Here is a 15,039-nt window from a genome sequence, read left to right on the forward strand (position 1 = left end):
CACCTGGTCGACTCTCTTCGATCGCGACCTTTCCACCGTCAAGAGCGCCTGACCCTCCGGCAAGAAAGCAAGTTCCGTGGCAGCAAGCGAATTCCATCCAGCTGAACAGGAGACGACGGGTAACGGGCTTGCAGCCCGCATCCTGAGGGCGATCGAAGCCGTACTTGGCGTCGCCGCCGCGTCAGTGCTTGCCGTGCTGCTTGTCATGGTGCTGGTCAGCGTCTGCATGCGCTATTTCTTCGCGGCCGGCTTCATCGGTGCGGAAGATCTCGGCATCTGGCTGCATGTGCTGCTGATCGCACTCGGCGCGCCGCTCAGCCTCAACAGTGCGCTTGCCATGCGTCTCGATGTCTTCGTCAACATGCTGCCGGAGCGGCTGCGTCCGGCAACGCAGATCTTAGCCGATGTCTTTACCGTGCTCTCCGGCCTCATCCTGAGCTTTGGCGGCAGCGAGATCATGACCATGCTCGGCGGCACGTCCCCGACGCTCGGCGTGCCGGAATGGATCCGCTTCGGTTTCCTCGGCGCCGGAGGCGCGCTGATCCTCGTCGTCCTTCTGCTGCAGCGCATCGCTGAAGGGAGGGCTTGGCCGGTCCTCCTCTCGATCGCCATCGGTGCTGCACTCTACACCGGCATTCCCTTGATCTCCATCGAACTCGACTGGCCGCCCAGCATCTTTCTCGGGCTGATCGCCGCGATCGGTCTTGTGCTCGCAGCACCGCTGCCGCATGCTTTTCTGGCGGCCGCCTATGTGGTGATTGCCTTCGGCAGCAGCCTTCCGGAACCGGCCATCGTCTCTTCGACGGTCACCGGTATTTCAAAATTCCTGCTGCTTGCCATTCCCTTCTTCCTGCTTGCAGGCGGCCTTCTGACGGCATCGGGCGTTGCCAACCAGCTGGTGCGCTTTGCCGCTGCCATGGTCGGTCATCGCCGCGCCGGTCTTGCGCAGACGACGCTGCTCACCAGCGTGCTCTTTTCCGGTGCCTCCGGCTCCTCGGTTGCCAATGCCGCGTTCGGCGCATCCACCTTCCAGCCGGAACTCGTCCGGCACGGCTATCCGCCGGCAAAGGCTGCGGCGATCATCGCTGCGACCTCGGTGCTCGACAATGTCATCCCGCCATCGATCGCCTTTCTGATCCTTGCAACCGCCACCAATCTGTCGGTCGGTTCACTGCTGGTCGGCGGCTTCTTCGCCGGCGGGCTAATGGCCATCTGCCTTGCGGTTGCCATTCATCTGACGGTCCGCGACCAAGCGCCACTGCCGCGGGCCACATCTGCGCAACGCTGGCAATCGGCCGTCCAGGCAATCCCGGCCTTCGGTCTCGGCGTCATCGTCGTGGTTGGTATCCGTATCGGCATCGTCACGACGACCGAAGCTGCAGCCCTTGCCGCCTTCTATACTTTCCTGCTTGGCATCGGCGCGCGGCTTGGCATCTATTCGCTGTACGCCGCTTTCCGGCAGGCTGCCGTCGAAGCGGCAGCGATCGGCCTGCTGATCGGCACGGCCGGCCCCTTTGCCTTCCTTTTGGCCGTCGACGATGTCTCTGGCCTGATCTCACATCTGACGACGGTGCTCGGCGGCAGCGCGCTTGCGGTGATCCTGCTGTCGAACATCATCCTGCTGATCGTCGGGCTGGTTCTCGATATCGGCGCTGCAATCCTGCTGTTCGGGCCGATCCTGCTACCGGCCGCAGTCGCCGCCGGCATCGACCCCATCCATTTCGGTGTCATCATCGTGGTCAACCTAATGATCCACGGCCTGACCCCGCCACTCGGCATGCTGATCTTCGTCGTCAGCGGTGTCACCCGCATTCCAGCCTCCGCCCTCTTCAAGGCTGTTGTTCCCTACCTGGCTGCTCTTCTCGTCTCGCTCGCAATCCTTTGCGCCTGGGCGATCATCTTCTAACCGACAGGATCTCATCCATGGATAACCTCAATCGACGCAATTTCCTGAAGACCGCAGCGATCGCAGGCACCGCCCTTGCCGCACCGGGCTTCGTTCGCATCGCGGCTGCGCGGACGACGGCGATCACCATTGCCTCGCTGCTTGGTGACGATAAACCGGAGACCAAGATCTGGGTGAAGATCAGCGAGCTGGTCGAAGCCAAACTGCCTGGCCAATTCAAGTTCAATATCGTCAAGAACGGTGCGCTTGGCGGCGAAAAGGAAGTGGCAGAGGGTGTTCGCCTCGGCTCCATCCATGCCAGCCTTTCGACTGTCTCTTCGCTCTCCGGCTGGGCGCCGGAACTGCAGATCCTTGACCTTCCCTTCCTGTTCCATGATGCCGATCATGTCCGTCGCACCGTTAGCGGCGATGTCGGCACCGATCTGAAAGGCAAGCTGCAGGCACAGAGTTTCGTCGTCGGTGATTTCATCAATTATGGCGCTCGCCATCTCCTGACCAAGGAGCCGGTGACGCGCCCGGAACAGCTCAAGGGCAAGCGCATCCGCGTCATCCAGAGCCCGTTGCACACCAGGCTCTGGAGCGCCTTCGGCACAACGCCGATCGGCATTCCGATCACCGAAACCTATAATGCGCTGGCAACGGGCGTCGCTGACGCCATGGACCTCACCAAATCCGCCTATGCCGGCTTCAAGCTCTATGAGGTCGTGCCCTACATGACCGAGACCGGTCACATCTGGGCGTCGGGCATCGTCTATTATTCATCGACTTTCTGGGGTGGCCTGAACGACGAACAGAAGGCGGTCTTCCAGCAGGCGTCCACCGAAGGCGCTGCCTACTTCAACCAGCTCATCGTCGACGATGAGGCGGCATCCGTAGAAGTCTCACTGAAGAACGGAGGCAAGCTGTTGAAGCCGGAAGCCTTCGAGGAATGGCAGAAGGGTGCCCAAGGCGTCTGGGACGACTTCGCGCCCGTCGTCGGCGGACTGGACCGCATCAAGTCCGTTCAGTCCGCCTGATAAAAGTTCCGAGGAGACGGGAATAACATGCAGCCGTGTGTTATTCCCCGCCGACCTGTCAGCCCTCTTGTCGATACGCTGAGGCGACGCAAGGCCCATCAGATAGACACGCCGCCGCCTCGCGTCGCCGACCCGAACGAACATCCCGGATCATTTACAGAAATTGAGCAGGGAAACGACGTGTCCCCGTGCGCTGTTCTGGCTGCCGGTCGCTTGGCGAATCCTGCAAGCGCGACCTGATCGTGACCGCGGTCGCGCGGGCAGATGGCGCAGCCGCTGCAACGGCGGCATATCGCATGTGGAAATCGCCAGCGATGCCAGAAATAGCCGACACCGACGGCACTGGCTGCGTAAAGCGGCAATCATCAGCCGCACCGTTTGAACTGTAAGAATCATCAGCCGCGGATAATCAAATCCCCGACTATAAGGTTTCTGGCGAATTGACAGTATCGGGGCCACACCATAAGCCGGACTGTGACCGGCAATTAGGAGGCAGCGATAATGTCGATCTGGATTGGGCGAATTCTGTCAGCGGTGGTCGTTATTCTGCTCCTCGCTGATGCAGCCATTAATCTCTTTGCACCTGGGGTCATAAGGGCGGAAATGGAAGCAACCGGTTTCCCCGTCAATCTCGCCCCGGCGCTCGGCATTATTATCGCGGTCTGCGCGGTCCTTTATGCTGTTCCGAAAACAGCCTTCCTTGGCGCTATACTCGTAACCGGCTTTCTCGGCGGCGCAATTTGCACGCACTTCCGCCTGGGCGAATTTTTTACGCCTCCCCAGATCATCTGCCTATTTCTTGGCATTGCAGCATGGGGCGGCCTTTATCTGCGCGACCAGAGACTGCGCCAGTTGATGCCGCTGAACATGGTTTGAGCGCGGGGCCGCCTCATCCTCGAACGCCTCATCCTGGAATATGAAAAGGGTGGGCCATGGCCTCTACTCTGTCCATCGGATTACCCAGGCTCGCACAATAAAAAAGCTCGCCCTCGGGTGAGGGCGAGCTAATACCATCTACAGGAGTGGAATTCTGTGTCGATGGGTGAGGCCGATCCAGCAGGGAACCGGACCGACCTCCGTCTTCTGAATTGGAGGTCACCAAAGCAGAAGCCTGTGATGAAAAACCCCGAGATGCAATCCCGGGGTCTTCAATGTTCAGATTAGAACGAGCGCTGCAGACGGAAGTAACCGGTTGTGAAGTCGTCGCTATCTTCCGGATCCAGGTACTGTACCGAAGCCTTGGCGTAGAAGTTGTCAACGATCTGGTAGTCAACCGTCAGACCAACCTTCCAGGCATCGCCGGTACCGTCGAAGTCATCCGGAACGGTGTCGAACGCGCTGTGACCGCCGATGTAGTTGCCGTAGTACTGAACACCAGGGGTGATCTTGAGCTTGTCCGTTGCCTTGATGGCGTATTCGGCAGCAACTGCCCATTCAGCCGTCGAGTAGTAGGAGTTCGGGCCGCTGGAGTAGACAGCAGCGAGGCCGAGCGTGCCCGGGCCGAGTTCAGCCGTACCCATAGCGCGGATTGCGCCATCTTCGTTGTCGAAGTCCCAGCCGCCGGTAACCTGGTAGCTGAAGGCACCAGCCGTGCCGCCGATGCCGAAGGCAACGCCGACATTGTTCGGACCATCGTTAGCAACGAGGTCGCCCGTGAGCGGATCCACGTCGCCCTGGTAGACGCCGTCTTCAAGTTCGTCGACGCTGATACCAGCGTAGAAGGTACCGGTTTCGTACTGATAACGGATCGAGTTATGCAGCGTTACGACAGAACCGATGTCGTCGGTTTCGCCGGAGAGACCATCGTCCCACCAGGAGTAGAAGAGACCAGCGCGGAAGCCAGCGACGTCCAGGTAAGCGGAGTCGAGGATTGTGTCCTGGTTCGTTGCGTTGTCAGCGTTAGCCTGGAGAACGATCACGCCGGTGAGCGGACCGTATTCGGTGTCGCTCTTAGCCGTGAACTGAACCTGACCACGGGTAACTGCATCCCAGTCAGAGTCGTTGGTGGCGGAGGTGCCGCCGGCGTTCGAGCCGACGTTAACCTGGAAACGGATGTAACCTTCGATCTTCAGGCAGGTTTCCGTGCCCGGGATATAGAAGTAGCCGGTGCCGTAGGCGTCGCAGACGCGAACGTATTCAACCGGTTCCGGCTCGGCAGCGACGATTGCGTCTGCTGCGAATGCCGGTGCAGCGATGAGGGCAGCTGCAGAACCAAGCAACATCATACGAATGTTCATGGAAAGCCAATCTCCTAAGTTCGAGTGCGTTCCACGAAAGAACGTCCCCTCTGATAAAACCCGATTAATTCGGTAAGAGCTAAAATAGCTGAAAGGCGCGAGGGCTCAACAACGAATGCTCTCATTTTGTAGAGAATTCTAACTAAACCATTGTGTGTGTGACAGATGTACAACAGTCCTTGCGCGGGTATTAACAAGAGGTAAAACAGAATAGCAAAATATTGCTATATTAGTACGACTTAGCCGAATTGGTGGCGACAAAATTGGCACGGCGGTTTGCCGCGCAATCCCGAATTTATCGAAAACTATCGGGCTCAGAGCCCGTATTTGCACATCTGAGACAGGCCGCCGAAGGAAAATCCGGCTGACAAAGGGATTGAAGCCGCCAGACGCGGCCGGCATTCAATCGCGCCGTGAGTCGCTCCAAACGATGGTTCGACGGAGGCCGAAGGCAAGCCCCGTGGAGGCGCACCGTTTCTGGGAACGCGCTCTATTCCYTATCAGGGAATCTCACACCCGTGCGCGCTGCGCTTCCGGATCGGGGATCGGAACGGCCGCCATCAGAGCCCTCGTATAGTCTTCTCCCGGGTGCTCAAAGATCTGGCGACGGGTGCCGGCTTCTACGATCCTGCCGTGGCGCATGACGGCGACCTTATGCGACATCCGTTCGACGACCGCCATGTCATGCGAGATGAAGAGGTAGGAGAGCCCCATGCTTTCCTGCAACTCCAGCATCAGATCAAGCACGCGGGCGCGGACAGACACGTCGAGTGCCGCAACGCTTTCATCAGCAACGATCAGCTTCGGCTCGAGCGCTAGGGCGCGGGCAATGCAAATGCGCTGGCGCTGACCGCCGGAAAATTCATGCGGATAGCGCGTGGCGGCATCGGCCGTGAGGCCAACACGGCGCAGGAGTTCTGCGACCCTGTCCCGTCGGTCGGATTTGCTGGCGATGCCATGGATGACCAGTGGTTCAGCGATTGCGGTGCCGACCGCCATGCGCGGGTCGAGCGAGGCATAGGGGTCCTGAAAGATCATCTGCGCAGTGCGGCGTATAGGCTGCATTTCGCGATGGCTGAGGCCAGCAATATTGCGGCCGCCGATCAACACATTGCCCGTGAAGGGGATGAGGCCGAGCACCGCCTTGCCCGTCGTCGACTTTCCCGATCCGCTTTCGCCGACGAGACCGAGCGTTTCGCCCGGCAAGATATCGAAGGAGACGTCGCTGACGGCTGCAGCCGGCGCCTTGCCTTTGAAGAGAAGGCTTGCCGCACTGCCATAGGTGACGTTAAGGCCACGCACATTCAGAACCGGGGTCCGGTCGGGATGCAGGGTCTCGATGCTGCGAGACGTGATGCGCGTCGGACCGTCCGTGCCGGAAAAAGCACCAAGGCGCGGCACGGCCGAAAGCAGTTGCTGCGTATAGGTCTGGCGCGGTGCACGGAAAATGGTGACCGCCGGGCCTTGCTCGATGACGCCGCCATTCTGCATGATGATGACGCGGTCGGCCATTTCGGCGACGACGCCCATGTCGTGGGTGATGAGGATGATCGATGTGCCGAATTCCGACTTCAGCTCACGCATGAGCTTGAGGATTTGTGCCTGCACCGTCACGTCGAGCGCCGTGGTCGGCTCATCGGCGATCAGCACCTTGGGACGGCAGGAGAGCGCCATGGCGATCATCACGCGCTGCCGCATGCCACCCGATAGTTCGTGTGGATATTGCTTCAGCCGCCGGGCAGGATCGGTGATCTGCACGGCATCGAGCATCTGTAGCGCGATTGCCTTGGCATTCTCGCTGCCCTGATGCTCCCGGATCGCCTCCGTCAGCTGTGCGCCGATCGACATGACCGGGTTGAGCGACGTCATCGGCTCCTGGAAGACCATAGCGATATCGCCGCCGCGCACGCCGCGCATGGCCCGATCGGAAAGTTTCAGCAGATCGCGTTCGCCGAGCATGATGCTGCCTGAGGCGACCTGGAGGGAGGCCTTCGGCAGCAATCCCATGATCGACAATGACGTCACCGATTTGCCTGAACCGGATTCTCCGGCCAGGCAAAGCGTTTCGCCGCTCGCCAGATCAAAGCTGATATCTTTCAGGACCGGTTTGCGTCCCTCCGGCGTTCGCGCATCGACACTGAGATTGCGGACGCTGAGAATGGGCGCGGCGGGCATGGCTTCAATCACGCGAATACGATCCTCGGGAAGTAGAAGGAGACGACCCAGTTTGGCATATCGACGATTTCGCTGATGCGCAGATCGCCGCAGACCGAGCAGAGCAGATAGGCATCGACCGCGCTCATGCCATGCTCGGCGGTCAGAAGATCGATCATGCGCATCACACTTTCGCGCGCGCCTGTCATCAGGTCGGGGCCGATGCCGGTGGTAACTTCATAGCCCATACCATCAAGATGGCGGGTGACGGGTTCGGTCGTCGTGAAACGCGGCGTCTGCAGGCGCGCATCCTTGACGAGCTCGATTGTCGCCTCGACATTCATCTGGCTTTCGATCGCGGTACCGCAGACTTCGCCGTCACCCTGTGCGGCATGCGTATCGCCTATAGAGAAGAGTGCGCCCTCGACCTCGATCGGCAGATAGAGCGTCACACCGGCGGTCAGGTCGCGAATATCCATATTGCCGCCGACGCGGCGTGGCGGCACGACGGAATGGGTGCCGGGCTCGGCGGGAGCAACGCCGATGGTCCCGGCAAAGGGCTTCAGCGGTACACGGCCGCCGGGGCCGTAAAGAGCAGGCGTCATGCTGTTGGCGTCATAGGACCAGACATGCAGCGCCGGATCCTTGAACTGGTCGGCGAGCAGGCCGAAGCCCGGAATATTGGCCGTCCAGCCGGTGCCCGAGGGGATGAACTTGCGCAGTGTCACCTTCAATGCGTCGCCAGGCTTGGCGCCCTCGACGTAGATCGGGCCGGAGACCGGGTTGATCTTGCCGAAATCCAGATTGTTCAGCGTATCCAGCGTCGCATCGCTGCCGAGCTGGCCGCCCGAGGAATCCAGGCATTCGAAATGGATGGTCTCGCCAGGCTTGGCGACGACGGCCGGGGCGAAGTCCTTGTTCCAGCCAAAATTATGCTGGGCGCGGTGAATGGTATGGCTGCAGGCAATGCACATAAGGTGTCTCCCTCGATTTTATAGAGCCTTCCCGGCCGAACCGGGAAGGCATTGTTTATTCGGGGTCTATTGCTTCACGTAGATCGCGTCGTAGTTGATGACTCGGGTCGGGTCGATGTAGATGTTGTCGGCACCGCCCATGCGCAGCGACTTGGCAACGACACGGCGCTCGTTGATGACGGGGACCCACGGCGCATCGGCCATGATGTCGGTGAAGATCTTGCCCCAGGCGGCAGTGCGCTCGGCGGACTTGGACGGATCGGACATCGAGTCGGCTGCAACCGCGCGCTTGTCGAGATCGGCATTGCAGTACCAGGACCAGTTCCAGCCGCCCTGAACAGCACCCGCGCAACCGAGGATCGGGCCGTAGAAGTTGGACGGATCCGGGAAGTCGGCAATCCAGGCCATGCCACCAGACCAGATCATCGGCGCTTCGCCCTCCGTACCGCCTGCGGCGATCACGTTTGCCTGCGCGAGGGCGCGGACCTCAGCCTTGACGCCGATAGCTGCGAGATCCTGCTGGATGGCCTGGGCGATACGCGGTTGCGGATCGGTGTTGGTCGAGTAGAGCACTGTTTCGAAGCCATCCGGGAGGCCGGCTTCGGCAAGCAGCGCCTTGGCCTTGGCGACATCATAGGTATAGCCGGGGAAAGACTTGTCATAGCCAGGCATCAGCGGTGGCAACGGCTGGTTGGCAGGCGTGGCGCGACCGTTCAGGATGCGGGTGACGCGCTCCTTGTTAATGGCCATGTTAACGGCCTGGCGCACCTTCACATTGTCGAAAGGCTTCACCTTGGTGTTCAGCGTGACGTAGCCGGTGTGAAGCTGCTCGCCGTCGACGATCATCTGCGGGCCGTCGGCGGAGTTCTTGATTTCGAGGAACTTGGCCGGCGGAATGCCGTCACCGGCGATATCCACTTCGCCCTTCTGCAGGCGCAGTAGTGCCACCAACGGCTCCTGTCCGACTTCAACCTTGAAGCTGTCGATATGCGGCATGTCCTTGACGAAATAGTCCTTGTTGCGCTCAAAAACGAGCTGCTGGCCGATCGTCCAGTCCTTCAGGATGAAGGTGCCGGAACCGACCGGTTTCTTGCCGAAGTCGCCGCCAGCGCCTTCGACTGCCTCCTTCGGCACGACTGAGGCAAAGTTGATGGCCAGCACATGCAGGAAGGTCGCGTCGGGGCGCGAAAGATGGAAGACGACGGTGTCTTTGTCAGGCGTTTCGATGCCAGAGAGCGTCTCGGTCTTACCGCCCGTCTCGTCGTCAAAGCCCTGGATCGCTCCGAAGAAGCCTGCACCCGGACCCTGCGTCTTGGGGTTGACCGCGCGCTCGATAGAGTATTTGACGTCGGCGGCGACGATTTCGCGACCATTTGTGAATTTCACGCCCTTGCGTAGCTTGAACGTATAGGTGAGGCCATCAGGCGAAACGCTAAAGCTCTCGGCGAGTGACGGAACGAGGTTTGGCGTGCCCGGCTCGTAATCCATCAGTCGGGAATAGAGGCTCTTGATCATCGACCAGTTGACCCAGTCGTAACCGATGGCGGGGTCAAGCGTGGTAATGTCGTCCTTGTAGGTCACGACGATATCGCCGCCCTGTTTTGGTGTTTCCTGCGCCTTTGCGGCGAAGGGAGCGATCGCCACCATCGTTGCCGTGGTTGTGTGTCGAAGCCAGCGTTTGAACATTTGGGTTCCCCTTCTTTGGTTGCTGTCAACGTGTGCGGATGCGTGGATCAATGAGCGGTGTCACCAGATCGGCGAGCAGATTGCCGATGACGATGGCGAGTGCTGATGTCAGCGTGACGCCCATAATAATCGGTATGTCGACCTGCTGGATGGCCTGCCAGGCGAGCTGGCCGATGCCCGGCCAACCATAGACCGCCTCGACGACGACCACGCCGCCCATGAACTGGCCGATATCGATACCGATCATGGCGATGATCGGCAGGATGGCGTTCGGCAGGGCATGGCGAAAGATGACGCGGCGCGAGGAAAGCCCCTTGGCGCGGGCCGTGCGAACATAATCCTGATTGAGAACGTCTATCATCGCCGATCGAACCATGCGTGCATACCAGCCGGCCCCGAGGACGCCGAGGGTGGAAGCCGGCAGCACGACATGGGCAAAGGTGCCGTAGCCACTCATTGGCAGCCAGCCAAGCGTTACCGCAAACACATAAAGCAGCAGCAGGGCGACGACGAATTGCGGCGCGGAAACACCGACGAAGGAAGCGGTCATGACAAGTCGATCGACAAATCCGCCGCGGCGCACGGCAGCGATCGTACCGAGTGTCAGCCCGAGCACCACCTCCACCAGGATGCCGGCCAGCATGAGGACGAGTGTTGCCGGCAGGCGGGCGGCGATCAGCGTCCAGACCTCGGTCTTCTGTGCATAGGATCGACCGAGATTGCCGTGCAGCAGATTACTCAGATAGGTGCTGAACTGGATGAGCAGCGGCTGGTCGAGGCCGAGTTCGTGGCGGATACTGGCGACCGTCTGCGTCGTGGCGCTTCGACCGGCAATCATGCGCGCCGGGTCGGCCGGCAACGCATAAAGCAGAACGAAGGTGATGGCGGCAACGCCGAGAAGAATGAGGGCGGCCTGCACCAGCCGGCGAAGGATGAGGAAGAACATCAGCCTCTCCCGCGCTGGGTGGGATCGAGAATGTCGCGCAGTGCATCCCCGACGAGATTGAAGGAGAGGGCGGTCAGCAGGATGACGGCGCCGGGGAAGAAGACCAGCCAGGGGGCAGCCTGGAAGTAGCTCTGGCTTTCGAAGATGATGTTGCCCCAGGAGGGCTGCGGCGGCTGCACGCCGATACCGAGGAAGGAAAGCGTCGCTTCGAGCAGTACCGTCGTTGCGATGCCGAGTGTTCCCCAGACGATCGCCGTCGGTACCAGATGCGGCAGGATATGCAGGAAGAGGATACGCACGTGGCCGGCACCAAGCGAGCGCTCGGCCATGATGAAATCACGCTCCACCAGGCCGCGCGTCTCCGTATAGACGATGCGGGCGACCTGCACCCAGTTGACGAGGGCAATCACCATGGCGACGATCCAGAGGCTCGGCCGCAGCAGCGCAGCGAGCACGATTGCCAGCAGCAAGGCCGGGAAAGCCATCATCAGGTCGGTGAAACGCATCAGGATATTGCCGACGATGCCGCGCATGTAGCCGGCAAGAATGCCGATGAACAGGCCGATCGCCACAGCGATGCCGTTGGCGACAAGGCCGATAACGAGAGAAGTGCGGGCGCCAAAGAGCATGCGGGAGAAGAGGTCGCGGCCGAGCGTATCCGTGCCGAGCAGATATGGACCGCCGGGCGCCAGCGGAGCGCCTTCCAGCGACAGGCCGTCGAACATCTGCTCATCGGGATTGAAGGGAGCGATCCAGGGTGCGGCAATCGCAAACGCGATCACGATGAGGACGACGATAAGGCCGAAGAGAGCAGTCGGGTGGCGCAGCATGGCTTTGATCACACGCATCAACCGGCCTCCGGCAGGGGTTCTATGCCGCCGAGAATGAAGGCGGCGATCTGTTCCGTCGGCAGGCGGCGGCGCATGGCGCAGTTGCGCAGGATCGAATAGGCGCGTTCCTCATCGACCCCATGCGCCTGCATCAGCTTTTCGACAGCGGCATGGACGAGCGGGCGCATGCGTACGCGCTCTTCGAGATATTGGAGCCGCTCCGCAACATTCTTGCGCTCCTGATGAATTGAGACGGCCATGACGAGGGCTGGATAGACGGCGGAGGCGGCGATCGGCTTGGCGATGATTGCACCGGCGCCCTGGCCGAGTGCCCAGGCTATGCGACCGGGTGCTTCCGAGCCGAGCAGAGCAACGACCGGGCATGTCGGCATCGCGCCAGCCCACGGCAGGAGATCGTCAAAGCCCTGATCGGCATCGACGATAACCATATCTGGCACGCTTGCGGCCGAAAGCGGCGCCCATTGCAGGGTTGCGGACAGGCCGAGCAGACGGAGCTGGCGGATCAGCCTTTCGGTGTTGCCGTCCTCGCGGTGAAGGACGACGGCATGCCAGCCGGTGAAATTGGGCGTTTCCTTCATGACACTACCCGCAGTTTCGGCGAAGCCGATTTGTTGCGGCCGGTCAGATAGGGATCGGCGGCAAGCGGCGGACGGGAGGCGATCACATCGAAACCGTTGTGGATATTGATGCGGCCGAGATGGAAGGGCAGCGCGGCGTGGTTCGTCTCGCGGTTGATGGAAAGCGCGCCGAAGGGTGTTGCCCAACTTCTGTCGTACAGTTCCTGGCGCACGGCCGCCGGCTCGTCGCCGCCGGCAGCCACGATCGCATCGACACAAAGACGCACGGCAGTATAGGCACTGGCAAAGACGCTGGAGATGCGGCGAGGCTCGCCGTAATGGGCAATGATCCGCTGCTTGAAATCGCCATTTTCGGAAGTAGCGACACTGTCGAAATAGGAGGCGGCGCAGAGCTGGCCGATGGCCGCACCCGGCGCAATATCGTCCAGCTCACATTCCATCAGGTCGCAGCTGACGACAGGGCAATTCTCGGGCCGGAAGGCGGGGTCGCGATCGGCAAGCCGGCGGATCGCCTCGTGGAAGGCATAGCTCGACGGGCCGATAAGATTGTTGAGGATGAAGCTCGGGCAGCGCTGCTCGATATCTGCGACGATGCGCTCGACCGCGGTTTCCTCGAGCGGCAGGTAACGCTCGCCCAGAACCTCGCCGCCGGCATTGGTGGTGAGTTCGCGGGCGAGCCGGTTCATCTCCCAGCCCCAGACATAGTTGGCGCCGACAAGATAGGGCCGGTTGCCGTAACGTGGGATCAAATGTTCGAAGAGCGGCAGCAGATGCTGGTTCGGGCAGCCGCCGACATAGATGACGTTTTCGTTCGCCTCGAACCCCTCGTAAGGGCACATGTACCAGAGAAGCCCGTCATGTTTTTCGATAAGCGGAATGACCTCCTTGCGGGCGGCCGAGGTAATGGTGCCGACAATATGGCGGCAGCCGGCACGCAGCAGATGGCGCGCGCCTTCGAGATAGGCGGCAAGATCGGCCTGCGGGTCGAAGAAGACCGGTTCGACCGGCCGGCCGCTTGTTGCCGCAAATTCGGCGATCGCGAATTCCGCGCCGTCACGTGCGTCGCGGCCCATCGAGCCGTAAGGGCCGGTGGTGGAGTAAAGAATGCCGATTTTCAACGCATCATTCATCTGTAAGCCAAAAACCCAAAAACCCCATGAAGGCGTCCCATCCGCTATGGGGCCATCATGGGGCGAAACTGCCCAGCGACTATCGAAGTCATGTAAGAGTGCGGAGATGCTCTCTGCCTAATCCGCGAGCGTGAATAAAATACAGGCACTCCGGCTTTGTCAAGCGCGCTTCAGGTGATTTATGCGATGTGCGGCAAGATCGTCAGCCGCACACTACACGCCCCGTAAATCAGCCTTTGTATTAGCCAGATGCGGCTTGGCGTGGCGGGAGACGCGCATGCGCTCGATGATATGATGGCCGGACCCGCCGACTTGTTTGGCGATGGCCTGGGCCGCGCCCTCCGCAGTCTGCGCCTTGATGCAGGCGATCAGCTCGCGATGTTCTTCGAGCACGTTCGATTGCCGGCTGAGAGACGTCGGAAAGCGTCGGCTGATTGCCCACAGGATCTGGCGATGGCGTATCCAGAGATCGACGGCATGGCAGTATGGTGCTTGTCAGACATCAGGCGGTGGAATCGCATTTCCAACTGCGAACGGGCCAGCTCCTCGACGCCCGCCTTGGTGACGATATCGACGAACCAGCACGTCAGGGCAGGCTCGATCAGGGCCTCGATTCACAGATGTCACAAACGAACTCCTCTGTGTGTCGTTTCCCCAAACCGCGCTACATTTTCCGGTGGCATACGGTATCAGGCCTGCCGTTTCCTCAGCCGTAGCCGCTCGATGATACTCCGGCCGGAGCCCTCGACATGCTGGCCGATGACGCGCGCTGCGCCTTCGGCGTCCTGCACCTTGATGCAGGCAATCAACTGCCGGTGTTCCCCGATCACATTGGCCTGACGGCTCAGTGATGTGGGAAAGCCACGACCGATTGCACCCAGGATTTGGCGATGTCGAATCCAAAGATCGACGGCATGCCGATTGTAATGCCGGTCGTACATCAGCCGGTGGAACTGCAGGTCGAGATCAGAGTGTTTTTCCTCGTCAGCGTAGTTCAGCGCCTCGATCTCCGCCTGCACGCGCTCGAGATCGTCAATGTCGCCCGTGGTGGCGATGCCAACGAACCAGCGGGTCAGGGCGGGCTCGATCAAAACCTCGATCTCGCAGATGTCGCGGACGAACTCCTCGTCGATCGGGCGAACCCGGGCCCCGCGGTTCTGCTCCATGATGACGAAGCCTTCGCCGCGCAGCTGCTGCAGCGCCTCGCGGACCGGATTGGTGGAGGTTCCCATGCGGCTTGCCAGCTCGGCGACCTTTAGGCGCTCGTTGGCCTTCAGGCGGCCGTGGATGATGTCGTCGCGCAACCGCTCGTAGATTGAAGCGCCGCTGTCATCGACCAGGTCGTCACCCTCGGATGCCGGCTGTCTCATGCTCGTTATCGTGCTCATGAGTTTGCTTTTAATGCACTTTCCCCGTGTTTGCCAAGAGCAAAATAAATAAATTCATACACTCAGATTGACAAAGAATGTACGATCTGAAAGGTATCGTTCAACACGAGGCCGCAACGGATGTCGTGAACAAGGGACGGAAACCGGCGGTGAGGGCCGGCTATCAGGAGGAG

The 15,039-nt window shown here is 60.6% G+C and carries 13 protein-coding genes; 3 read left to right on the top strand and 10 right to left on the bottom strand.

Annotation, left to right across the window (positions count from 1 at the left end; all coding sequences use genetic code 11):
• The first annotated feature begins 76 nt into the window (after nucleotides 1-76).
• The 3 genes from AC1D35_RS11005 (at nucleotide 77) to AC1D35_RS11015 (ending at nucleotide 3,798) form a co-directional block, all read left to right on the top strand.
• Nucleotides 77-1,906: a TRAP transporter large permease gene (locus AC1D35_RS11005; RefSeq protein WP_477851866.1), complete on the top strand. Its 1,830-nt coding sequence runs from the start codon at nucleotides 77-79 to the stop codon at nucleotides 1,904-1,906.
• Between the two features lie 17 nt (nucleotides 1,907-1,923).
• Nucleotides 1,924-2,922, top strand: coding sequence for a TRAP transporter substrate-binding protein (locus AC1D35_RS11010; protein WP_477851864.1), 999 nt, complete (start codon nucleotides 1,924-1,926; stop codon nucleotides 2,920-2,922).
• Between the two features lie 501 nt (nucleotides 2,923-3,423).
• Nucleotides 3,424-3,798 carry a DoxX family protein gene (locus AC1D35_RS11015; protein WP_477851863.1) on the top strand — a complete coding sequence of 125 codons (375 nt, stop codon included), beginning with the start codon at nucleotides 3,424-3,426 and terminating at the stop codon, nucleotides 3,796-3,798.
• A 284-nt stretch (nucleotides 3,799-4,082) separates the two neighbouring features.
• Here the strand turns inward: AC1D35_RS11015 and AC1D35_RS11020 are convergent, their stop codons facing one another.
• The 10 genes from AC1D35_RS11020 to AC1D35_RS11065 all read right to left on the bottom strand — a co-directional run bounded on the left by AC1D35_RS11020 (nucleotide 4,083) and on the right by AC1D35_RS11065 (nucleotide 14,866).
• A complete protein-coding gene (locus AC1D35_RS11020) occupies nucleotides 4,083-5,159 on the bottom strand; it encodes a porin (protein WP_477938581.1) in 1,077 nt (358 codons plus the stop codon).
• A 510-nt stretch (nucleotides 5,160-5,669) separates the two neighbouring features.
• The gene (locus AC1D35_RS11025; RefSeq protein ID WP_477851862.1) at nucleotides 5,670-7,346 is read right to left on the bottom strand and encodes an ABC transporter ATP-binding protein; all 1,677 of its coding nucleotides are present in this window, start codon (nucleotides 7,344-7,346) and stop codon (nucleotides 5,670-5,672) included.
• Nucleotides 7,343-8,287: an acetamidase/formamidase family protein gene (locus tag AC1D35_RS11030; RefSeq protein ID WP_477938582.1), complete on the bottom strand. Its 945-nt coding sequence runs from the start codon at nucleotides 8,285-8,287 to the stop codon at nucleotides 7,343-7,345. Before AC1D35_RS11030 ends, AC1D35_RS11025 begins: the two co-directional genes overlap by 4 nt.
• A 66-nt stretch (nucleotides 8,288-8,353) precedes the next feature.
• Nucleotides 8,354-9,973, bottom strand: coding sequence for an ABC transporter substrate-binding protein (locus AC1D35_RS11035; protein ID WP_477938583.1), 1,620 nt, complete (start codon nucleotides 9,971-9,973; stop codon nucleotides 8,354-8,356).
• A 25-nt stretch (nucleotides 9,974-9,998) separates the two neighbouring features.
• Nucleotides 9,999-10,919, bottom strand: coding sequence for an ABC transporter permease (locus tag AC1D35_RS11040; protein ID WP_477938584.1), 921 nt, complete (start codon nucleotides 10,917-10,919; stop codon nucleotides 9,999-10,001).
• Nucleotides 10,919-11,767, bottom strand: a complete 849-nt coding sequence (locus AC1D35_RS11045; protein ID WP_477855722.1) for an ABC transporter permease — start codon at nucleotides 11,765-11,767, stop codon at nucleotides 10,919-10,921. The genes AC1D35_RS11040 and AC1D35_RS11045 overlap by 1 nt, the downstream gene beginning before the upstream one ends.
• Nucleotides 11,767-12,348 carry an ANTAR domain-containing protein gene (locus AC1D35_RS11050; RefSeq protein WP_113307476.1) on the bottom strand — a complete coding sequence of 194 codons (582 nt, stop codon included), beginning with the start codon at nucleotides 12,346-12,348 and terminating at the stop codon, nucleotides 11,767-11,769. The genes AC1D35_RS11045 and AC1D35_RS11050 overlap by 1 nt, the downstream gene beginning before the upstream one ends.
• On the bottom strand, nucleotides 12,345-13,478 hold the full coding sequence (locus AC1D35_RS11055) for a transporter substrate-binding protein (RefSeq protein ID WP_477855721.1): 1,134 nt from the start codon (nucleotides 13,476-13,478) through the stop codon (nucleotides 12,345-12,347). The genes AC1D35_RS11050 and AC1D35_RS11055 overlap by 4 nt, the downstream gene beginning before the upstream one ends.
• A gap of 213 nt (nucleotides 13,479-13,691) precedes the next feature.
• Nucleotides 13,692-13,871 carry a hypothetical protein gene (locus tag AC1D35_RS11060; RefSeq protein WP_477855720.1) on the bottom strand — a complete coding sequence of 60 codons (180 nt, stop codon included), beginning with the start codon at nucleotides 13,869-13,871 and terminating at the stop codon, nucleotides 13,692-13,694.
• Between the two features lie 296 nt (nucleotides 13,872-14,167).
• Entirely contained in the window at nucleotides 14,168-14,866 is a 699-nt protein-coding gene (locus tag AC1D35_RS11065; protein ID WP_113296632.1) for a GntR family transcriptional regulator, read from the bottom strand.
• Between the last annotated feature and the right edge of the window lie 173 nt (nucleotides 14,867-15,039).

The organism is Rhizobium sp. P1_E6, from assembly GCF_056405875.1.